Annotated in this window: 19 protein-coding genes; 9 read left to right on the top strand and 10 right to left on the bottom strand. The window is 65.0% G+C overall.

The window, feature by feature from the left end; genetic code table 11:
• The first annotated feature begins 200 nt into the window (after window positions 1-200).
• Window positions 201-665, top strand: coding sequence for a YaiI/YqxD family protein (locus tag ACEI37_RS08555; protein WP_373376306.1), 465 nt, complete (start codon window positions 201-203; stop codon window positions 663-665).
• 446 nt (window positions 666-1,111) lie between these two features.
• Here the strand turns inward: ACEI37_RS08555 and ACEI37_RS08550 are convergent, their stop codons facing one another.
• From ACEI37_RS08550 to ACEI37_RS08535, 4 genes are all read right to left on the bottom strand, one after another.
• The gene (locus ACEI37_RS08550) at window positions 1,112-2,173 is read right to left on the bottom strand and encodes a VWA domain-containing protein (protein WP_373377741.1); all 1,062 of its coding nucleotides are present in this window, start codon (window positions 2,171-2,173) and stop codon (window positions 1,112-1,114) included.
• A gap of 430 nt (window positions 2,174-2,603) precedes the next feature.
• Window positions 2,604-3,803 (bottom strand): porin, encoded by a 1,200-nt coding sequence (locus ACEI37_RS08545; RefSeq protein WP_373376305.1) that lies wholly within the window; start codon window positions 3,801-3,803, stop codon window positions 2,604-2,606.
• A gap of 102 nt (window positions 3,804-3,905) precedes the next feature.
• Window positions 3,906-5,330 (bottom strand): DUF1254 domain-containing protein, encoded by a 1,425-nt coding sequence (locus ACEI37_RS08540; RefSeq protein ID WP_373376304.1) that lies wholly within the window; start codon window positions 5,328-5,330, stop codon window positions 3,906-3,908.
• A gap of 48 nt (window positions 5,331-5,378) precedes the next feature.
• A complete protein-coding gene (locus ACEI37_RS08535; protein WP_252676360.1) occupies window positions 5,379-5,855 on the bottom strand; it encodes a 2,4'-dihydroxyacetophenone dioxygenase family protein in 477 nt (158 codons plus the stop codon).
• A gap of 165 nt (window positions 5,856-6,020) precedes the next feature.
• On the opposite strand from ACEI37_RS08535, the gene ACEI37_RS08530 reads away from it, so the two are divergent.
• Window positions 6,021-7,058, top strand: coding sequence for an AraC family transcriptional regulator ligand-binding domain-containing protein (locus ACEI37_RS08530; protein ID WP_373376303.1), 1,038 nt, complete (start codon window positions 6,021-6,023; stop codon window positions 7,056-7,058).
• A gap of 254 nt (window positions 7,059-7,312) precedes the next feature.
• Here ACEI37_RS08530 and ACEI37_RS08525 read toward each other — a convergent pair whose 3' ends face one another.
• The 3 genes from ACEI37_RS08525 to ACEI37_RS08515 all read right to left on the bottom strand — a co-directional run bounded on the left by ACEI37_RS08525 (window position 7,313) and on the right by ACEI37_RS08515 (window position 10,295).
• Window positions 7,313-8,185: a Bug family tripartite tricarboxylate transporter substrate binding protein gene (locus ACEI37_RS08525; RefSeq protein WP_373376302.1), complete on the bottom strand. Its 873-nt coding sequence runs from the start codon at window positions 8,183-8,185 to the stop codon at window positions 7,313-7,315.
• A 220-nt stretch (window positions 8,186-8,405) separates the two neighbouring features.
• Window positions 8,406-9,179 carry an SDR family oxidoreductase gene (locus tag ACEI37_RS08520; protein ID WP_373376301.1) on the bottom strand — a complete coding sequence of 258 codons (774 nt, stop codon included), beginning with the start codon at window positions 9,177-9,179 and terminating at the stop codon, window positions 8,406-8,408.
• Between the two features lie 42 nt (window positions 9,180-9,221).
• Window positions 9,222-10,295 carry a TauD/TfdA family dioxygenase gene (locus tag ACEI37_RS08515; RefSeq protein WP_373376300.1) on the bottom strand — a complete coding sequence of 358 codons (1,074 nt, stop codon included), beginning with the start codon at window positions 10,293-10,295 and terminating at the stop codon, window positions 9,222-9,224.
• A gap of 184 nt (window positions 10,296-10,479) precedes the next feature.
• On the opposite strand from ACEI37_RS08515, the gene ACEI37_RS08510 reads away from it, so the two are divergent.
• A complete protein-coding gene (locus ACEI37_RS08510; protein ID WP_373376299.1) occupies window positions 10,480-11,406 on the top strand; it encodes a LysR substrate-binding domain-containing protein in 927 nt (308 codons plus the stop codon).
• A gap of 31 nt (window positions 11,407-11,437) precedes the next feature.
• Here the strand turns inward: ACEI37_RS08510 and ACEI37_RS08505 are convergent, their stop codons facing one another.
• Complete coding sequence (locus tag ACEI37_RS08505; protein WP_373376298.1) at window positions 11,438-12,436, bottom strand: Bug family tripartite tricarboxylate transporter substrate binding protein; 999 nt, start codon at window positions 12,434-12,436, stop codon at window positions 11,438-11,440.
• Window positions 12,437-12,619: 183 nt separating this feature from the next.
• Window positions 12,620-13,654, bottom strand: a complete 1,035-nt coding sequence (locus tag ACEI37_RS08500; RefSeq protein WP_373376297.1) for an AraC family transcriptional regulator ligand-binding domain-containing protein — start codon at window positions 13,652-13,654, stop codon at window positions 12,620-12,622.
• A gap of 130 nt (window positions 13,655-13,784) precedes the next feature.
• Between ACEI37_RS08500 and ACEI37_RS08495 the strand changes: the two genes are divergently transcribed.
• From ACEI37_RS08495 to ACEI37_RS08475, 5 genes are all read left to right on the top strand, one after another.
• Complete coding sequence (locus ACEI37_RS08495; protein WP_373376296.1) at window positions 13,785-14,840, top strand: 3-keto-5-aminohexanoate cleavage protein; 1,056 nt, start codon at window positions 13,785-13,787, stop codon at window positions 14,838-14,840.
• An 84-nt stretch (window positions 14,841-14,924) separates the two neighbouring features.
• Window positions 14,925-15,749 carry an SDR family NAD(P)-dependent oxidoreductase gene (locus tag ACEI37_RS08490; RefSeq protein ID WP_373376295.1) on the top strand — a complete coding sequence of 275 codons (825 nt, stop codon included), beginning with the start codon at window positions 14,925-14,927 and terminating at the stop codon, window positions 15,747-15,749.
• A gap of 25 nt (window positions 15,750-15,774) precedes the next feature.
• On the top strand, window positions 15,775-16,515 hold the full coding sequence (locus tag ACEI37_RS08485; RefSeq protein WP_373376294.1) for a carboxymuconolactone decarboxylase family protein: 741 nt from the start codon (window positions 15,775-15,777) through the stop codon (window positions 16,513-16,515).
• A gap of 54 nt (window positions 16,516-16,569) precedes the next feature.
• Window positions 16,570-17,946, top strand: a complete 1,377-nt coding sequence (locus tag ACEI37_RS08480; RefSeq protein ID WP_373376293.1) for an MFS transporter — start codon at window positions 16,570-16,572, stop codon at window positions 17,944-17,946.
• A 418-nt stretch (window positions 17,947-18,364) separates the two neighbouring features.
• Entirely contained in the window at window positions 18,365-18,595 is a 231-nt protein-coding gene (locus ACEI37_RS08475) for a hypothetical protein (RefSeq protein ID WP_373376292.1), read from the top strand.
• Here the strand turns inward: ACEI37_RS08475 and ACEI37_RS08470 are convergent.
• Window positions 18,590-18,793: an ATP-binding protein gene (locus ACEI37_RS08470; protein WP_373377740.1), complete on the bottom strand. Its 204-nt coding sequence runs from the start codon at window positions 18,791-18,793 to the stop codon at window positions 18,590-18,592. The two genes, ACEI37_RS08475 and ACEI37_RS08470, sit on opposite strands and share 6 nt — an antisense overlap.
• Before the next feature lie 145 nt (window positions 18,794-18,938).
• On the opposite strand from ACEI37_RS08470, the gene ACEI37_RS08465 reads away from it, so the two are divergent.
• Window positions 18,939-19,901, top strand: a complete 963-nt coding sequence (locus tag ACEI37_RS08465) for a chromate resistance protein ChrB domain-containing protein (protein ID WP_373376291.1) — start codon at window positions 18,939-18,941, stop codon at window positions 19,899-19,901.
• The last annotated feature ends 12 nt before the right edge of the window (window positions 19,902-19,913 follow it).

The raw sequence follows: 19,913 nt of genomic DNA, 5'->3' as shown, positions 1-19,913 counted from the left end.
GGTCAAGCAAGCAACCATGACGTCCGCTGTCCGCTGTCCGCTGTCCGCTGTCCGCTGTCCGCTTTGCTTGCGGTAGCGGACGTTTCTGCTTGGCGGGGCGACCGTCCGTAATTGGTCGACTACAGCCGGACTAAGCGGTTTCCGGAGACACAGTGCAGGCAGTAATATGAGCATTCCCTCCCCGAATTGGAAATACCGCGATGCAAGTATTGGTTGACGCAGACGCCTGCCCGGTTGTCGTCAAGGAAATGTTATATCGCGCCGCGCAGCGTGTCGAAGTGTGCGTCACGCTGGTGGCGAACCAGTATATGCGCACGCCGCCTTCCCGCTTCATCAAGGCACTGCAAGTGCCGGCGGGCTTCGACGCGGCGGATGAACGTATCGTCGAACTGGTCAACGGCGGTGACCTCGTGATTACGGCGGACATCCCCCTTGCTGCTGCTGCCCTCGATAAGGGCGCTCACGTGCTCGACCCACGAGGAATCTGGTTTAGTCGTGAGAATATTCAGGAGCGCCTAACCATGCGTGAGGTGATGGACCAGCTCCGCGGCTCGGGTGTCAATACTGGCGGTCCCGCACCGTATGCCCCACAGGATAGCAAAGCGTTCGCTGGCCAATTAGACCGATTCCTGGCACGCCATGCGCCTCCAGGTGCGGTCGCCTGAATCAGGGCTAGGCTACAGCAACGCGTAGTGGACCGGCTCTGACGCGCCAGCCCGTTCGCTAGCAACGCCTTCCATGGGCCTTCCATAGTTTCGTCATCATGAAATTACCGGATGGGCACCACCCAGACGGCTTGAGTCTGCCAGGCAAGGACAGATCATGGTGCCCGACTTACACCGGATACCGGCCATCCAGCGGCCCCACGGGCTGTTCGCCGTCTTCAGGAACCACAGAGCGCGAAATCGACATCTTCACTCCCGATGACTCCGCCCGATCGGCCCGGCGCCCGTTGATTGCTCCGGTATAGATGTGTGCCTGGCCACAGCATCCGGCGGTGGCGCGCCCCTTTGCCTCCTGAATTGAGTCGCGCCCAATACAGTGTTTACCGCCTCCCTTCGGCTCCCCTACCCGCTCCAAAAATACGCGCGACGACTGACTTTCGCTATGGTCACCGTCGGAACCACAGCAATGACAGACTACAAGCAGCGATCAGCAGCACAACTGAGGTCCCGGCCAGCAAAGAACTGATTTCGGTCTCCCTGCGTTCCAACGCGAAACGGGCGCTAAGCTGCCGATATACCCGTGTCAGATCCGCGGCCGAGCCGGCCAGGAAGTACTCGCCAGCAGTCAGCGTCGCGACCGCGCGCAAAGTCGGCTCATCCAGTTGTGTGAAGGAGGACTGGCTCGACTCTGCTTGGCCGTGCGGGGTACCGTAGCCTACGGTATAGACGCGAACCCCACGCTGTGCAGCCATGCGCGCGGCGTCTAGCGGATCTGGCCCAGTGGTCCGGCGACCATCGCTGAGCAGGATTACCACTCCGTGCCGATAAGAGCCGGGCATCGTCGGTGGCTGTTCCAGTTCGCGCTTGCGAACGGCGTCCGCCGCAGCAGCTTCAGACTGCGTTCTTCCACCAGGTCCCGGAGCTAAGGTCTCGCCGCGGAAAAGGATAGCTTCGAGGTCGATGCCATCATCGTCGGGAAACAATACCGCCAGGGCCTGGATCAGTCCGCTGCCTGTCGCCGTGCCGTGTTGGAGTTGGAAGCGATCGATCGCATCTAGCATATCCTGACGGTTGTCGGTTGGAGGCTGCACTACGGTGGCCGTGGCGGCAAACGAGACAATGCCCAGGCGCACGCTTGCCGGCAGTCCGATGATCAAATCTCGTGCGGCCTGCTGCGCGGCGCTGATCCGAGTGGGCGCCACGTCGGTTGAATTCATGCTGAGGGAGGTATCGACAGCCAGCACCACTGTGATGATGTCTGACGGCAGGGTGATGGTCGCGGCAGGACGAGCGCATGCCAGGAGGGCCGCGCCCAACGCCAAGAGAAAAAGCAGCGGCGGGATGTGACGCCGAAGGCGTAGGCTGTGCCCCAACGCGGCGCGCGGCAGAGCAAGACTGGCATACAACAGAGCAGCTTTCTTGCGTCGTGCTATCAGGTAGAGGTAAGCACCTGCTAGCAAAGGGAGAAAGCACAACAGCCAGAGCAATTGCGGCCAGAGAAACTGCATGCCGTACTCCATGGCGCGTTGATAAAGCGATGATACTGCAGGCTTGTGCGCCAGGTACATGAGCATGTTTGCCGATCGGCAACGGTAAAATGCGCACGAAAAGAAACTTACCGCACACGGAGTCCCGGCCTCTTCCCTACGGCCGTCATCACTCCTGCCGCCATCGGCCTAGCTGTACGCGCCAGGCAATTCGGGAGTAACGTCCTTGTGTATCCTCTGTGGAGCACGGCGCAGCCGCCGTCAAGCGCCCCCTGTAGCTGGTTGGCGCGCAGGAGGAGCAGGCGCAGGCGGTGGATCTCCCATAGCAACTCGCGCACCTCTGCAGACGGGTTGCGTTCGTAGATGGCACGTAACTAGACGCAGTCAGCCGGGGGGTACTGGTATTTCATAACCAGGCCCGGCGCCGCACGCCACCTGTGACAGGGTCCGCCTAAAACTTGTGCCGGAGCCCCACCGCGGCGCCAACCATCGCGCTTTGGCCATTGGCAAGGGCGTAGCTGTTCCCCAGTGAAAGGCTGCTTGCAAAGAAGAATCCGGCCGACTCCATCCCGACACCTGCGTGCCTGGCATAAGCCGTGGTCAGATAGAGATCCGTCCGTTTGGATAACGCATAGTTCGCGAGCAAGGAAATTTGCCAGGGATTGGCAGCGTTGGCATTGCCAAACTGGTTTCTGACGTTGTCGTAGTTGTACTCCAGCGTCAATGCGATGGACGGCGTCACCTGGTAGTTGCCGCCGATCCAGTAGAAGTCGTCGCGAAAGAACACGGCCCCGTTCTGGTTCTTGTTCTGTCCCCAGCGGTAGCCCGCCATGATTTTCGCCGGTCCCACCGTGTAGCTGGCGGCGACGGCAACCTTCCTGATGGTGCCGTTGCCGGCATTGCCAGGTGCCGCTGCGGGCGCGATGGTGGGATTGAACTGGTCATAGGCAATCGCCGAACTGAAACCGCCCCCGTTGTAGACCAAGCCGGCGCCATAGGCGGTGTCGCGCCGGAAGCTGCCGGGCACTTCACCATTGCCGCCGAGGATGATGGGCGCGCCGACGGTAGGCGGCAAGGCGACGCCCGTGCCGAACGACCAGTGCGCCAGCATGGCCACCGGCCCGAATGCCGCGCTGTACTTGACGGCGTTGTCCTCGCGAAAATTTGGCCCCGCCATCGCCACGACGGGCTCATATTGGGTCGAATAGGATGCCGGCACGAAATTGGCCATGGCCTCGAACAAGGCCGTATATTGGCGGCCAAGCGAAAGCTGCCCGTACTGGCTCTGTAGCCCGACATAGGCCTGCCGCCCGAAAAACCGGTTCTGCTGCGTGGTGCCGGTGTCGAGGTTGAAGCCGCTCTCCAGCACGAACATCGCCTTCATGCCGCCACCGATTGCCTCCGCGCCGCGCAGGCCCCAGCGCGATCCGGATACGCCGCCCGAATTCATGCGGTAAGCGTGCTTCGCCGGCCCCGGGTCGAACCCGTTGGCCGCCGTCGGCACTGCGCCAAGATGGTTGACGAATTCCACGTTCATGTCCGCGACCCCATACAGGGTGACGCCGGATTGCGCGTGGGAATTGCCGGATACCAAGGCGCCCGCAGTAGCCAGCACGAGCTGTCGCCCTTTGCGCCTGGCAAAGTCCTTCATGGATGTCTCCTCAATTTGTTTGGTAAGGGCCGGCCGTTCCGGCTCGCGCAAGCGGGTCTTGCGAATCGTTCCGGTGGCGGCCGTGTTGCGCGGATCCGGAACCTAATCAGCGACGCGCCGGATCACCGGCGGCTTCCATGTGCCATCCAGTGCCGCGGGGCCGGGCAGGTAAAGGCGCAGGTTCATGGAAAAATTGCCCGTTGCCGGCGTGGGCAACCAGTTGGTCTCGGCGCCCTTGGGCGGGTCGCGCTGGATCAGCAGGTCCAGCGAGCCATCGGCGTTGTACTTGAGCGGGTCTCGATCGCCGATGGCGAAGCGGTGGATCGGATTGGCGGCAAAGAACTGGCGATCGGTGTACATCGTCAGGGACCAGAAGCTGCGCGCGGGCGGCAGCTGCGCCTTGTCGAAGTGGATCACGTACCTTTCCGCACTGTCCAGGGGCTTGCCATCGGCGTCCGCCATCGCAAGCGGGTAAACGGCGTCTTCGACCGTGTTGGCCCCGAGGCCGGCAAAGGCAATCACCGCACGGCGCAGGTAGTCGGTACCGTAGGTGCCAATCGGATTGCCGATCATCCTCCAGCCGTTGCTGACGGAACCGGAGCGCGGCAGCGCCTGCGCCATTTGCTGGCGTGCCTGCGCCGGAGCGGCCTGAAGCGCCGCCTGCACGTCCAGGGCCAGGCGGTTCATATCGAAGTCCTGACCTGGCACCAATCCCAGCCTCGCCATGCGATCGAGAATGGGATAGTCGTTCGCATGCGGCGGGTTGCGCTTCATCAGTTCGGCGAACATGCCGAAGTAGCGCGCGGCGTCCATCCTCGCCACCTGTTCCACCGGTGCGCTCATGTCCTGCCGCGGGTTCGTCCCGCCCTTCGGTGGCTCGTAGCCGCGCCGGCCCCAGGCACTGAGCGGCCTGGCATGGAGGCCGGCCTGGAATTTGTGCACGGCGGCGTAGTCGGCGCTGCCATTGGTCTGCGTCCGGCCGATCATCCAGCCTACGGCCGTCGGCGAGATATAGGCCGGCATGCCCGCGGGCAGCTTGCCATGCCAGCGCGGGCCGACAATGGCAAACTGCCGCGGGCCGTTACCGGTGGTGCGTGATCCGGGAGAAGTAAAGACATCCGTCCACATGTCGAGGATCGGCAGCAGATAGTAGCGGCCACCGGAGTCCGGCACGGAAATGATGAGCGGCTCGCGAGAGACGTCATACCAGAGCGACGAGTAGAGCGTGTCCGCATTCGGGCGCACCACGGCGTCGAACTTGTCGTCCGGGAAGGCGGGCACATGCGCGAACTGGTTCATGGGCGCGCGGATGCCGCCCCGGGGATCCGGCGCCGCGACGTTGGTCGAGACCCGTCGCGTCACTTCCATCAGCACCATCGGATAAGCATAAAGATAGGCCTCGATGGCAATCTCCTGTGCCTCGGCCAGGTCGTGCGGTGCAGCGCCTGCGCTGCCCTGGAGCGCGGCCATGCCAAGCAGCGCGGCCAGGGCGCGTCGCAACCAGGCAATATGAGTCAGGGTCGGCATGTCTCCTCCTGTTTGAGCCGGGACGATGTGTTGTTGTCAGCGCGCGGATCAGCCCTCGAAGGTGGACAAGTCCCTGGGCTGGATGTCGTTGGCCTTGCAATAGCCGAGGTAGCGGTCCATCGATGTCTTCCAGTTCTCGACCGCGATAATGTTGTCCTTGTCGTCGAGGTACAGCAGCTCGCCCGAGACGATATTGAAGGTGATGATGTCCGGGCCCTCGGCATACGCCGCCTGAGGCGTGTGCCGCGTGGAGGCGGTCTCATAAACCACGCTGCCGGGGTGGGCGGTCCAGTCGTGCTCCTTGTAGCGCCAGCTTCCCTGAACGGTGTAGACAATGACCGTGCCGGTATGGTGGTGGCGCGGCATCTCCATGCCGGCAGGCGCCTTCAGCAGCGTAATGGTTTCCCCCCGTACCGGATCGATCTTGAAGTACTTGATCATCACGTCGTTGCTATACGGCGCAAACGGCATCCACGGCGTATCGTTGCCGTCCAGGCAACCGGTATTGATGGATTCGAACAGCATGGCCTGTCTCCTGTGGTTGCCGCATCCGGGACGGATCCGGCTGGTTCAGGCTCCCATTCTGGGGAGGCAGACCCGCTGCTGACTTGTCATTTCCAGACAGGGATCTATCATTTTCAGACACAGCATTGCGCCGATCTCAGATCGTTTCTCCTCTGCCTCTCGAAGATGAAAGCCGCTGCCCGCCCTCTGCTACCGGCACGCTATTTCTTGCTGCTGGGTGACTACTTCAAGTCCGCCGGCACCTCGCTGGACGAACTGGCACGCGCAGCGGATATTGACCCGGACCGCTTCCGCGACACGGACTTCGGCCTCAACTCGCAACAGATCGACCGCCTGCTGGCAGAAGCGGTACGCGCGACCGGACGTAGCGACCTCGGCTTTGAGTGGGGGTGCCGCCTGAAGCTGAACTCGCACGATATCCTCGGCTACGCCATGCTCTCGTGCACCACGCTGGACCAGGTGCTGCGGCTGTGCTCGCGCTACTACCAGCTCCTGACGCGGATGTTCAGGATGAGCTACGAGCGCAGCGGCGACCGCGCGGAAGTCGTCTTCCGGCCGGCCCTGCCAATGGGCCGGGACACGCTGAACCTGATCCAGGAGGCGATCGCCGTATCGGTGCACATGCAATGCAAGTCCTTGCTGCGCAACCCGTCCGCGGTCTACGACATCTACATGGCAATGGAAGCGCCACCGCATGCGGCACGCTATCGCGAACTGGCCCCGGCGCGGGTGCATTTTGGCGCGTCGCCGCTGCCCGGGATCCGCATGGTGGCCGATACCTGGAGCCTGGACGCACCGCTACCGATGGCCGACGCCCACGCGGTGCGCATGGCGGAGCAGCGCTGCCGCACGCTGCTGCAGCGGTATAGCGAGCAGGGCAACTGGACCGGATGGGTGGTCATGATGCTGACCGAAGCCGAGGACAGCCAGCCGACCCTGGAGGAACTTGCCGGCCTGCTCGGCATCTCGGCGCGCACGCTGGACCGCTACCTGAAGAAAGAGGACAGCAGCTTCCGCGACCTCGCCATCGACGTCCGTAACGGACGCGCACAAAAGCTGCTGCGCGAGGGGCAGTTGCCGATTTCACAGATTGCCTACCGCCTCGGATTCACCGACGTGGCTAACTTCAGCCGGGCCTTTCGGCGGGCCAATGGGGTCAGTCCGTCGGATTTTCGTGGCGGCGGCGGAGGCGGGCGGTCGTAGTGAGCGCGTCGACAGGCGGTGCCACCGCGGCGACGCAATCCGAGAGTGGTTCGAAAGTTTCGACGATGGCAGTTCGACATGGCGACTGTCGTCGAAGCGATAAGAAGCCGGCCCCGGGTGGCCAGCCCCGAGCTTCGGCGTGCCAGGGAGGACCGTTGCCGGCCAGTATCTGCCGTCCCGCTCGACACCGCCGGACGGCCGAACTTGACAGAAAAGCAGTCGTCCGTGGCTCTTGACGTGCGTTGGTATGTTGCTCAGTCAGCGCGGATCTGAGCGGCGGCAGCCACCGATCTCCACGCCCGGATGTCGTTTTGGATCACCCGCGCAAACTGCTCCGGCGAATTCTTCTCGACCCACAGCAGACCCTGCTGCGCGAAGCTAGCTTGTAGCGCCGGCGCCACCATCACCCTGGCAATCTCGTCGTTAAGCCGCAGCACGATCCCGGCAGGCGTATGCGCGGGCACGAACACGCCGTACCAGCCATCGAGATCCAGGTCGAATCCCTGCTGCTTCAGCGTCCGCACCTCCGGCAGCATCGGCGAACGCCGCGTGCCGGTCATGGCGACCGGCACCAGCTTGCCGGCCTGGATCAGCGACAGCGGCGAACGTGCGTCGACGAACGCGATGCTGACGACCCCGCCCTGCAGGTCGGTGAGCAATTGCCCCATGGTCTTGTAGGGGATATGTCGTATGGGCAGGCCGCGCGCGCGGGCGATGGCTTCCATCGCCAGGTGGCCGGTCGAGCCGACGCCCCAGGTGCCATAGGCAATATTGGGATGCGCGCGGACGTAGTCGACAAAGCTGGCGAGGTCGCGCACCTGAGTCTCGGCCGTTGCCACCAGCAGCACGCCCCCGGCGCTGACCTGGATCACCGGCGTGAGGTCCCTGAGGGTGTCGTAAGGCATGCCGTCACGCAGGGCCGCGTTGACCGCAATGGCGGAGGCGTTGCTGAACAGGATGGTATAGCCGTCGGGTGCCGCCTTGGCCGCCAGATTGTTGCCGACGATGCCATTGGCGCCGGGCCGGTTTTCCACCACCACCGGCTGCCGCAGCGCGCGCGAGAGCGGTTCCGCGAACACCCTGGCGATAAGGTCGGTACCCGAGCCCGCGCCGCCCGGCACGATCATTCGCAATTGGCGCGATGGCCACGCCGAGGGCGCAGGCGCTTGCGCGAGTACCCTTGGCGCGAGGCAAGCCGCCATGGCGGCGGGAATCAGGTGCTGCAGCCAGCTGCGTCGGTTCATGTTGTCTTCCTCCGGATTTGTGCTGCCATGCATTGACCGGGCGCGCCGCTGCCTGGTGCTGGATCGCCACCGCGGCAGCGGCCCTGTCGGTCGCCGGTGCTGCTCAGCCGCGTCTGGGCGGCGGCTGGAAGCCAACGAAGGCGCGATTCCACGTGGGGCTGATGACCAGCTCGTTCACCGTGGCGCGCGCCGGCAGCGACACCACGAACGCCACCGCCGCGGCCACGTCTTCGGGCTGCAGCATGCGGGCGAGGTCTTCCGCGGCGGGCGGCGTGGGCCGGTTGATCAGGATCGGCGTAGCAGTCTCGCCCGGATAGATGGCGCAGGCACGGATGCCGTTGGCGCACTCTTCCATGGCCACCGACGTCGTCATGGCCGCCATGGCGTGCTTGCTGGCGCCGTAGGCGGCACCGGTCAACGCCGAGGCGTAGCGCCCGGCCCACGACGAGATATTGACGATCGTGCCCTCACCCTGGTCGCGCATGCCCGGCAGCACCGCATGCATGCAGTAGAACGCGCCGTTGAGGTTGATGTCGATGACCTGGTCCCAGTCGGCCGGCGTCAGCCTGGACAGCTTGCGGTTGGCCACGTTGATGCCCGCGGCATTGACGAGGATATCGACGGCGCCGACGCGCTCGTGCAACTGCCGGCCGGCGGACGCCACGGCCTCGCGGTCGGAGACGTCCAGCGGCAGCGCGATCACACGCTCGTTGCGGCATTCGGCAACCAGGCTGGCGATCGCCGCTTCGCTGCGTGCGGAGATCACGACCGTCGCGCCCGCTTGCCACAGCGAAAGCGCGCAGGCGCGGCCAATGCCGCTGGAGCCGCCGGTGATCCAGGCGGTCTTGCCGTGAAGGGAGATGATGGGGGCGTTCATTGCGGAGGTTCCTTGTCTGGGATAGCGGAAAAGAGGGACGCTTCAATGCGTGGTCACGCCCATGATCTGGTTGACGTCATAGATCGGCGGACGCGGGTTCTTGGCCCAGGCGTCGGTCAGCAGGTAGCGCAGCCGGAAGCTCTCTGGCACGTCGGCCAGGCCCGGGGTGAACAGCCACAGCCGCAGCAGGTGGCGCTTGCGGTCGAGCTCGGGATAGTCCTCGTAGCTGGTGCGCGAGTGCAGCACGACGTAGTTGTTCAGGAACTGCATGTCGCCGGGCGCCAGCTCCATGTCGATGCGGAAGCGCGGGTCCTGCGTGTATGCGTCGAACCTGTCGAGCGCGGCAATATCCTCGGGCGCCAGCCGCGGCGCGTCGGGGAAGCGCTGCGCAGTATTGATGAAGCTGCGGATATAGCGGTTGAACAACCGGCCGTTGTGCCAGCTGAAGACATGGGTCATCGTGAACGGCGCCTGGCCTGGTGCCTCTTCGTGCCGGCGGTCGAACGCAAACGGCTGGTACAGCCGTGCCAGCAGTTCGGGGTGCTCGCGCAGCATGGCGTTGTGGATCGCCATCGAACTGGCGATGCTGCTCATGCCGCCGCGGCGCGCCGTGCGCAGGCACAGCAACCCGACCACGTCGGCGCCGTCAGTATGGAACGGCAGGCGATGCCGCGACTGGTAGCCGCGCGCCGTCATGTCTTCCTTGGGGTCCTTGCCGAGGTCCCAGACATGGCCCAGCACGTCGCCAAACGCGTTCTGAGCGACGGCGCGGCCCAGGTGCATGCCGATACCCCAGTAGATCGTGCCGGCATCCATCTTGGTATAGCGCTCCACCGGCAGTCCGCGCAGCAGCACCACGCCCAGTCCCCGCTCCAGCCGATGGCGCAGGTCTTCCAGCTTCGCGGCAAGGCTGCCGAGCGGGAACGTCTCCTTGCCGATGGCTGGCACGGCGAGGCCAAGCGCTTTCGTATGCGCCAGCGCTGTGTCGAGTTGCGCGATCTCGTCCGCGCTCAGCCTGACCACCCATTCGCCCTCCTTCGCGGCAATGTCGCTGGCCTCCCATGCCGCCGGGGTGTCCACTGCCTTCAGTGTCGCTGCCGCCTGTGCTGCTTCCATTGCTGTCTCCTTGTTGTCCGGGCCATTGCCGGGCCGGTACAGCCATTGTGCGAAGGCAGCGCGCGCATGACTAATGAAAGTTGATGCGTCTGACCAAACCAAAAGGTAATATCACGCGGCGAGGAGTGTGACCACTGCCGGCCGCGCCGCAATGAATCAAGCTTTGTTTCTAGGGGTTTTCACCATGAACGCGATCGGTTTCCTGCGCAGCGGACTAAAGCTGCGCCATCTCCGTCTGGTCATAGCACTGGAGGAGTACCGGCAGGTCGCGCGCGTCGCCAACGCCATGAACCTCACCCAGCCAGCGGTATCGAAGACCTTGGCCGAGGTCGAGGAAGGCCTGGGCTACCCGTTGTTTGTGCGCCGGCCACGCGGCATCGAGCCCACGCCGCACGGCATGATCTTTGTCCGCTATGCCCAATCGATCCTGGACGAGCTGGACCGCGCCGGCGACGAGCTGCTGGCGTTGGGGCAAGGCGCATGCGCATCGATCGCCGTCGGCGCCATGCCGGGTTCGACGCTCGCGCTCGCGCCGCGCATCATCGCGCTGGCCAAGGCGCGGATGCCGACGCTGAACATCGCGGTCTACGAGGCGCCGATGGACGTGCTGATGGGCCAGCTGCGCACGGGCCGGCTGGACATCGTGCTGGGAGCGCTGTCGGAGCGGGCCACGGCCGCGGATATCGAGCAGCGCCACCTGTATGAGGAAGTGCTGCGCGTGGCGGTCCACCCGGAGCATCCTCTGGCGGCACGCGCCAAGGTGGGCTGGCCCGACCTGGCGCCGTACCCGTGGGTCGTGCCGCCGCGCACCGCCAGGCTGCGCCAGAGCCTGGACGCGTCGTTGCGGCGCATGAAGGTGGAAGTGCCGGCCAATCACGTCGAATCCGTATCGGCCGGCCTGGTGCTGGGTCTGCTGGAGGCGATGCAGGCGGTGGCGACGATGACCGGGCGCCTGGCGCGCACCTATGAAGACCGCGGCCTGGCCCATGTGCTGCCGCTGGAGATACCCGGCGTGCTGCTGCCAGTGTCCACCTTCACGCTGGCTGGCAAGGCCCCCTCGCCGGCCGTCGAACTGTTCCAGCATTGCGCGGAACAGGCTGCGGCCGGCTGACTGGCCTGCGCTTCACCTGCAATGCGCCCCGCTATTCCGGCCTGATGCCGTTGACCTTCACCACGTTGGCCCATGTGGCATAGTCGTTGCGCACCGTGCGCGCGAATTCTTCCGGCGTGGTCAGCGGCGGATCGGCCATCATGTTTAGCTGCTGGAAGCGCGTGGTGAGCGCCGGCGAGCGCAGCGCCTTGTTGATCTCCCGGTTCAGCGTCACGACGATCTCGCGCGGCGTGCCTTTGGGCACGAACAGCCCATACCAGCCCTCGTTGGTCATCGGGAAGCCTTGCTCGGCCATGGTCGGCACATCGGGGAACGCGGGCGCGCGGTGCTTGCCGGTGATGCCCAGGGGGCGAATCTTGCCGCTCTTCACCAGCGGCATCGAGGTGGTGATGTCGACGAAGGCGATCTTCAGCACGCCGCCCTGCAGGTCGGTCAGGATCGGCGGCACGCCCTTGTAGGGGACATGGGTGAGCTCGATGCCCGCCAGCGTATGCAGCTGCGCCATGGCGAGATGTCCGCCCGAGCCGATCCCCCAGCTGCCGTAGTCATACTTGCCGGGCTGCGTCTTGACCGTTGCCACGAACGACTTCATGTCCTTTGCCGGAAAGTCCGGCGTGACCACCAGCAGCACCCCGCCCGAACCGATCTGCGCGACCGGCACCAGGTCATCGACGATGTTGAACGGCAGCTTCGGCTGGATCGCCTGGTTCATCACGGTGGCAGAAGCGCTCGCCAGCAGTACGGTATAGCCGTCCGGCTGCGCGCGCACGACGGCATCGACCGACAGTTGCCCGTTGGCGCCGGGCTTGTTGTCGACCACCACGGGCTGCTTCAGCGCCTTCGAGATCTGTTCGGCGAACACGCGCGCCAGCACATCGGGACCGCTGCCGCCGGGGCTCGGCACGACCATGCGGATGGGGCGCGAGGGCCACGTGTCCTGCGCGAGGACGGGGGCCGCAGCCAGCGCGGCGGCAGTCAGTACTGCGAGATGCCATGCGCGCGTGCGGCGCGAGGTCTGGCGTGATTTCATATTGTCTCCGTAAGCCCACGCCGTTTCTGTGGATGGCGATGCCCGAGGTCAATGGCGCCGAGGGCATCGGTGGCGTGTGTGCACCGGGATTTTGCGCACGATCCGGCCGTGAAAACCAATGAAATAAAACCGCAGAAGCATAAGCGATTGGTCATGCCAGCGCAGCGCAAACCCCGAAGCGGCTTAATCGCGGTGCAAGGTAAGCCGCGGCCGCCGCCGTTTGCCCGCGCGCATGGCGCCAGGCGCGACCCCCTGCCAGCGGTGGAAGGCCTTGTTGAATCCCGCCTGCGTCTTGAAGCCCAGCGCCCGCGCGACATCGCCAAGCGGCATATCGGTATGGCCCAGCAGCCTTCGCGCCAGCGCTTCGCGCTCTTCATCCAGCAGTTGCGCGAACGAGGTGCCGTGGTCTTGCAGGTGGCGATGCAGCGTAAAGCGATGCACCGCGAACAGCGAGGCCAGCCGTGGCGCGGTGCACTCGCCCAGCAGCATCAGGTCGCGCAGCGCCTGCCGGGCCTGGCCGAGGAAATCCGGCGCCACATGCGATTCCAGCTCGCTCAGGTAGCGCACCACCGAGGACTCCACTGCCTCGTCCGCCACGCCACAGCGCTGCTCCAGCGTGCCGGCCGGGAACGCGAACTCATCGCGCGGCTGGCCGAAGCGCACATCGGGGCCGAAGTGCGCGACGAACGGCGCCAACTCGGGAGGTGGCGGTCGCGACAGGGAGACCGCCGCGGGCAACCAATGCTTGCCCAGCATCAGCCGGAACATCTGCAGGTTGGCCGCGAGGTAGGCAGTCAGCAGTTCGTCGCGGCCCGCGAAGGCACCGTCGATCTCGATAGAGAACGCGGCATAGCCTTCGCGCACGGTCAGCGCCGTGTCTATGCCCTGGTACCAGATGCGCCCGTAGCGCAGCAGCCCCTCCACCGCGTCGCGCACATTGCGCGACGACAGCAGCAACAGGCGCAGCGGCCCGGCGTTCTCCATATTGGCGCGCGCGCCCACCTGCACCGCGAAATGGGGCCGGCCGGAGGCGTCGGCCGCATCGGCCAGGATGCGGCCGCAGAGTGTCAGCGCCAGCGGCGCCATGGGCTCTTCCAGCGAGGCCGGGCCGATGCCGTGGCGGCGCAGCAGCGGCCAGGGATCGGCGCCCTGCGCCCGTAGCACCTCGACCACCCGTGCAAGCGTGCCGACCGGGACCGAACGGCTCTCCGGCTTCATGGTTCGGGTTTTCACCAGCTGTGACAAAAGAATAGGAAATAGTGACAGCAGGATAAACGCAGCACACGGCCGGCGTCCAGAATACCTGCACCGCCCCCATGTCAGGGGCTTCACCATCAGGAGACTATCCATGCATTTTCTCGACGACAGCCTGCTTCCCGAAAACCAGGAAAAACTGGTGATCCAGGTCGCACCTTACGGGCCGCAGTGGCTGCCCACCGACTCGGACGACATCCCCGTCAGCATGGATGCCCAGATCCAGAAGGCCGTCGATTGCTACAACGCCGGCGCTACCGTGCTGCACGTGCATGTGCGCGAGTCGGACGGCAAGGGCTCCAAGCGCCTGTCGATGTTCAACGAAATGCTGGCGCGCCTGCGTGAAGCCGTGCCCGACATGGTGCTGCAGGTGGGCGGCTCGATTTCGTTCGCACCCGAAGGGGAAGGCAAGGCCGCCGAGTGGCTGGACTATGACACGCGCCACATGCTGGCCGAACTCGACCCGAAGCCTGACCAGGTCACGATCGCGATCAACACCAGCCAGATGAATATCTGCGAGATGCTGACCGCCGACGACGTGCAGGGCACCATCCTCGAAAAGCCTGAGTACCTGAAGGCGTACAGCGAGATGGTGGTCGACTCCAAGCCGTCATTCTTCATCGAGCATTTGGAGCGCCTGAGCAAGGCCGGCATCCAGCCGCACTTCATGCTGGGCCACGTGGCGCAGCTGGAGACGGTCGAGCGCCTGATCCGCAAGGGCCTGTACCGCGGTCCGCTGATCCTGAACTACGTCGCCATCGGCGGCGGCGCGGCGGGCCTGCACCCGGCCGACATGATTGAGTTCGCGCGCCGCACCCCGGACGGCGCGGTGCTGACCATCGAAAGCGCGATGCGCGCGGTGCTCCCGATGAATGCGATGGCGATCGCACTGGGCCTGCATGTGCGCGTGGGCATCGAGGACAACCTGTGGGGCCGCAAGGGCGAACGCATGACCTCGGTGCAGCAGATCGAGCAGACCGTGCGCCTGGCGCGCGAACTGGGCCGCGACGTCGCCAACGGCAAGGAAGCGCGCCGCATCTACAAGATCGACGAGTGGTACGACAGCGCCGACGAGACCATCCGCCAGCTCGGCATGGCGCCGAACCGCCAGCCTGGGCAGCGCGGCTTCACGGTGCCGGGAAGCGTCTGAACGCAGCCATCCGCCACGGCGCGCGATGCCTCGGCAGCGCGTGCCGTGGGCTCCTGAGCACAGCTTCCTCTGCAGCAACCGATCATGAAACTGACCAACAAGATCGCCCTCGTGACCGGCGTTGGCCCGGGCCTGGGCCAGGGCATCGCCGTGGCACTGGCACGCGCCGGTGCCGACCTGGTGATATGCGATATCAATCCGGCATCGCTGGCCGCGGCGCGCGAGGCGGTCCTCGCCGAAGGCCGACGCTGCCTGTCCGTCGTCTGCGACGTATCGTCCAGCCAGCAAGTGGCCGATATGTTCGCGCAGGCGCGCGAGACCTTCGGCACGGTGCATATCCTCGTCAACAACGCCGCGCTGACCCCGAACCGACCGGTGGACACCGAGCGCCGCAACCAATTGTATGCGTACCTGCAGACTCCGGTTCCGCGCGCGTCCCTCGGCTTCACCAGCGAGATCACCGATGAGGAATGGCTGCGCTACTGGGGCGTGAATGTGCATGGCACGTTCTACTGCACCCGCGAGGCGCTGCGGCTGATGCAGCCACAACGCTACGGCCGCATCGTCAATATCGCCTCGATCGCCGGGATCTCGTCGCGCAGCGCACACAGCCCGCACTACAGCGCAACCAAGGGCGCGGTGATTGCCTTCACCCGTTCCGTGGCAATGGAAGTGGCCGGCGCGAACATCTACGTCAACGCGATGGCACCTGGCGGCGTCGCGACGCCCGCCTTCAACGATTACCTGGAAAAAATCGGCGAAGACGGTCGCAACCGGCTCTGGCAAAGCTGCCCGGCGGGACGCTTCGGCACCGTCGAGGAATACGCCGCCACCGTGCTGCACCTCGCCAGCGACGAGCACTACCTCGTCGGACAGATCATCAGCCCCAATGGCGGCTCGGCTATCTGAGCCAGCCCCGGATTTTTCTACAGCCATGCAACACAACCTCTTTCCCAACTACAAGTCGCTGCGCGACACCGGCGTGCTTGGCAGCGAACTCGATCCGCTGACCGAATGGGATCCCAGGTGGATCGCCAGTTGGGTCGCGCTGGCGCGCGATGCGCATGCCGAAGGCGTGCTCGATCCCAAGCTCGTCGCACTGATCCGACTGAATATCGACGTCACTGCCACGCATCTGTACAAACCGGGCGTGTCGCGCCACGTGCGCGAGGCGATCCGGCTGGGCGCCACGCGCGCCGAGATCCTGGAAGTCTTCAAGCTGGCCAGCGTGGTCGGCATCCATGCCTGTGCGGTCGGCGTGCCGGCGCTGGCCGAGGAACTGGCGCGCGCCGGCATCCCGGATGAACCGGTGGCGCCGGGCGCGACGCCGGTGTGCGACGCGGTGCGTGCCAACGGCATGTTCAACCCGCTGTGGGAAACACTGTACCGCTGGGATCCGCAATACCTGGAGAAATTCCTGGCGATGGGCTTCGGCCTGTGGCAGGACCACATCCTGCCGCCGCTGTGGATCGAGTTCCTCTGCATCGCCGGCGATGCCGCGATCACGCACATGTACGGCCACGGCACCCAGCGGCACATCGAAGCCGCGCTGCGCCTGGGTGCCACGCGCGCGCAGATCCTGGCGGTGCTGAAGATCGTCAGCCTGCAAGGCATCGAGGCCTGCGAACTCGCGGTACCGATGCTGGACCGCGCCATGCGGGAAACCGCAGCCTGACCCCCGGGGGCCGGCTCTTGCCGGCCCCATCGCGCAAGTTCCCAGGAGTACGTAGTGCAACCACTCGCCCCCGCCTCAGCCGTCACCTCGGCGCCATCGCAGGATGCCAGCTCGCTTGCCGCGCTGTATCGCAAGATCACCTGGCGGCTGCTGCCGTTCCTGTTTGCGGCCTATGTGCTGAACACGATCGACCGCATCAACATCTCGTTCGCCAAGCTGCGCATGGCCAGCGACCTGGGCCTTTCGGATGCGGCCTACGGCATCGGCGCGGCGGCCTTCTTCGCCGGTTACATCCTGTTCGAGGTACCCAGCAACCTGTATATGCAGAAGACCGGCGCGCGCCGGACCATCACCCGCATCCTGCTGCTGTGGGGCCTGGCAACCGTCGCCACCAGCCAGGTCAATTCGCCCGAAGCGCTCTACGCCGCGCGCTTCCTGCTGGGCGTGGCCGAGGCCGGCTTCTTCCCGGGCGTCATCCTGTACCTGACCTACTGGTTCCCGGCGCAGCGCCGCGGTCAGATCACGTCGCTGTTCCTGATGTCGGGCACCTTCGCCGGGATGATCAGCGGCCCGCTGGCGGCAGCAATCATGCTGCACCTGGACGGGTGGCTGGGGCTGCGCGACTGGCAGGCCTTGTTCGTGGTCGAAGGTCTTCCCGCGATGCTGCTGGGCCTGGTGGCCTGGCGCTACCTTGATGACGGCCCCGCGCAGGCAACGTGGCTCACGCCGGCGGAGAAGGCCATGCTCGCAGGCGACCTCGGCAGGGAAGTCCACGCGCGCCAGCACGGCGGCATCGTGGCGCTGCTGAAGGACCCCCGCATCTATGTCATCGGACTGGCCTTCCTTTCTATCTATGCCTGCACCAACACCATCGCCTACTGGATGCCGACGCTGATCCAGGACTTCGGTGAAGCCCGGGTGGCGCGCATCGGCTGGATCTCTACCCTGCCCTATGTCCTTGGGCTCGCGACCATGTACCTGCTCGCGCGCAGCTCGGACCGCCGTCTGGAACGGCGCTGGCACGTGGCAGGATGCCTGCTGGTGGCGGCCGCCAGCTTCCTGCTGATGGGCATGCTGCGCGGCTATCTGGTGCCGGCAGTGGCGTGCATGACAGTCGGTGCTGCGGCGTGCCTGGCCGCGCTGCCGGTTTTCTGGACGATTCCGCCGGCGTACCTGGGCGGAACGCAGGCCCCCGCCGGGATCGCGCTGATCAGCAGCCTGGGCGGCGTGGCGGCCTTGCTCAGCCCGATCGCCGTGGGAGCGATCAAGACCCGTACCGGCGAGCTTTACCTCGCGTTCGACCTGCTTGCCGCGCTGCTGGCGGTGGGAGCGTTCGCGCTGTTGCTGGCGCTGCCGGCCCGGCTGCTTTGGCATGGTGGCCAATCTCTCGATGGGCCTCGCGACAAATCCAAAGCAGTCCACGCAGCATAGCCGATTGACGAAGAGGCATCAGGTGTCGCCCGGCGTGCCCCGATTGACCGAAATGGAGCAGGTTCGCCGTTCAGCCTGGCACTGCTAAACGACCGAGAAGGTCGATCTCAGCCAGTCGCCAGACACATGAATTGCGAATCATCTGATCGCCATCCCCCACCGAAAAAGCAAAACTATGCCCATCACCGAAACAACGGTGATCGGGCGTCGAAACCCGCTTCTCGTGGACGGATGGTCGCTCAGGCGACCATCTCCAAACGCACGCGCGCGTCGCTTCACCATGGCGGGCCGGGCGGGGCAGCCAATTAGGCTGGCCGGTTGTTCGTCTGCGAGCCGGTTTTTCGACCCCCGCTGCCAGGCCCGCCACCCTCTACTGTTTGCATCAGGCGGGTCTCCCAACCCTCTATAGGAGAACGCAATGCAAGAGAAACCCCATCCGCAGCACGAAACCATCTTCGTCGGCATTCCGGCGGAAACCCTGGAATCGCTCGACCGAATCCAGGCCGGTTTGGGTAGCGTCCTGTCGCTGCTGGAAGTGGAAAGCGAACGGTCCGAGGGATGCCACGGCGTCCATTGCCTGCTGGCGATGATCAAGATGCAGGTGGATCAGATGGCAGAGGCGTTGCAGCCTGAGGCTGAGTCGTTATGACCACCGGTCATCCGGCTCTGCCGCTGCCGCGGCCACGTCTTCGCGCAACCAGACGATAAACTCCGCGCCCTGCCCGACTGTGTTTTCCACGGCAATACGGCCGCCATAGCGCTCGACCAGCGCGTAGCTGATGGACAGGCCGAGCCCGGTCCCCCATCTGCTACTTGGTGGTGAAAACGGATTGAACGGACTGGGCAGGTCCTTCCCGCTTGGGAGCTGACCGCAATTTTCCGCACCAGTCGTGTGACAAGCACTTAGCCAATATCCGATGTGACCGGAAAGACTTTTTTGTAGAGACCTCTACAACATTGAAATACCCGTTATAGGCTTCTAACATGCGCCCATGACCGGAACCACACCACCCTGGGCGCTGCTGATCGTGACGCTTCCCACGTCCGGCGCCACCGCGCGCATGCGCATCTGGCGCGCGATCAAGAGTATGGGTTGCGCCGCCCTGCGTGACGGTGCCTATCTTTTGCCCGGGGGCGTGGAGCAGGTCGGCCAGTTGCGCCAGCTGGCTGACGAAACGCGGCAGGAAAACGGCCAGGCCTGGCTCCTGCAAGTCAATGCCGAAAATCCGGATGAAGAGGGCGCGTTCCGCGCCTTGTTCGACCGGGGCGCTGATTATGACGAGCTGCAGGCTGCGTTGACCGAAGCGCTTGAGGTGCTCTCCGATCAGAACGGCGCTGAACTGAATCGACTGCTGCGCCGCCACGAGCGCGCCTATGAAGCGATCCGCCGGATCGACTTCTTTCCGAATGAGGCATCGCGCCGCGCAGAAGCCGGATGGAATGATTTCAGCCGGGCCATCGAGGCAATTCAGTCGCCCGGCGAGCCCCGGCCGCTCACACGTGCGATCCCGCGCCGGGATGCCGCGCAATATCAGGGGCGGCGCTGGGCCACGCGCCGCCACCTGTGGGTGGACCGCGTGGCCAGCGCCTGGCTGATCCGGCGCTTCATCGATCCCCATGCCCAGTTCCTCTGGCTGGAAAGCCCCGCCGATTGCCCGGACGATGCATTGGGCTTCGACTTCGACGGAGCGACCTTCACGCATGTGGGCGAGCGCGTTTCGTTCGAAGTGCTGCTGGCGAGTTTTGGACTCGAGGCTGACCGGGGACTCAGCCGGCTTGCCAGAATGGTCCATGCACTGGACATCGGCGGTATCTCGGTGCCGGAGGCCAGCGGCTTCGAAGCCGTGCTGGCCGGCGCGCGAGCGCGGCTGCAGGATGACGACGCGTTGCTGGCGGAAATCATCTCGGTGCTGGATTCTCTCTACGCGCATTTTTCAGCCAACAAAAGACCCTGAACAGATTCCACC

The organism is Cupriavidus nantongensis, assembly GCF_041726985.1.
In the GTDB taxonomy this organism is placed as follows: domain Bacteria; phylum Pseudomonadota; class Gammaproteobacteria; order Burkholderiales; family Burkholderiaceae; genus Cupriavidus; species Cupriavidus nantongensis_A.
This window is presented reverse-complemented; position numbering and strand designations above follow the sequence as displayed.

Coding starts and splice junctions, on each gene's coding strand:
- ACEI37_RS08555 (WP_373376306.1), top strand. CDS start 201: ATGCAAGTATTGGTTGACGCAGACGCCTGCCCGGTTGTCGTCAAGGAA.
- ACEI37_RS08550 (WP_373377741.1), bottom strand. CDS start 2,173: ATGCAGTTTCTCTGGCCGCAATTGCTCTGGCTGTTGTGCTTTCTCCCT.
- ACEI37_RS08545 (WP_373376305.1), bottom strand. CDS start 3,803: ATGAAGGACTTTGCCAGGCGCAAAGGGCGACAGCTCGTGCTGGCTACT.
- ACEI37_RS08540 (WP_373376304.1), bottom strand. CDS start 5,330: ATGCCGACCCTGACTCATATTGCCTGGTTGCGACGCGCCCTGGCCGCG.
- ACEI37_RS08535 (WP_252676360.1), bottom strand. CDS start 5,855: ATGCTGTTCGAATCCATCAATACCGGTTGCCTGGACGGCAACGATACG.
- ACEI37_RS08530 (WP_373376303.1), top strand. CDS start 6,021: ATGAAAGCCGCTGCCCGCCCTCTGCTACCGGCACGCTATTTCTTGCTG.
- ACEI37_RS08525 (WP_373376302.1), bottom strand. CDS start 8,185: ATGATCGTGCCGGGCGGCGCGGGCTCGGGTACCGACCTTATCGCCAGG.
- ACEI37_RS08520 (WP_373376301.1), bottom strand. CDS start 9,179: ATGAACGCCCCCATCATCTCCCTTCACGGCAAGACCGCCTGGATCACC.
- ACEI37_RS08515 (WP_373376300.1), bottom strand. CDS start 10,295: ATGGAAGCAGCACAGGCGGCAGCGACACTGAAGGCAGTGGACACCCCG.
- ACEI37_RS08510 (WP_373376299.1), top strand. CDS start 10,480: ATGAACGCGATCGGTTTCCTGCGCAGCGGACTAAAGCTGCGCCATCTC.
- ACEI37_RS08505 (WP_373376298.1), bottom strand. CDS start 12,436: ATGAAATCACGCCAGACCTCGCGCCGCACGCGCGCATGGCATCTCGCA.
- ACEI37_RS08500 (WP_373376297.1), bottom strand. CDS start 13,654: ATGAAGCCGGAGAGCCGTTCGGTCCCGGTCGGCACGCTTGCACGGGTG.
- ACEI37_RS08495 (WP_373376296.1), top strand. CDS start 13,785: ATGCATTTTCTCGACGACAGCCTGCTTCCCGAAAACCAGGAAAAACTG.
- ACEI37_RS08490 (WP_373376295.1), top strand. CDS start 14,925: ATGAAACTGACCAACAAGATCGCCCTCGTGACCGGCGTTGGCCCGGGC.
- ACEI37_RS08485 (WP_373376294.1), top strand. CDS start 15,775: ATGCAACACAACCTCTTTCCCAACTACAAGTCGCTGCGCGACACCGGC.
- ACEI37_RS08475 (WP_373376292.1), top strand. CDS start 18,365: ATGCAAGAGAAACCCCATCCGCAGCACGAAACCATCTTCGTCGGCATT.
- ACEI37_RS08465 (WP_373376291.1), top strand. CDS start 18,939: ATGACCGGAACCACACCACCCTGGGCGCTGCTGATCGTGACGCTTCCC.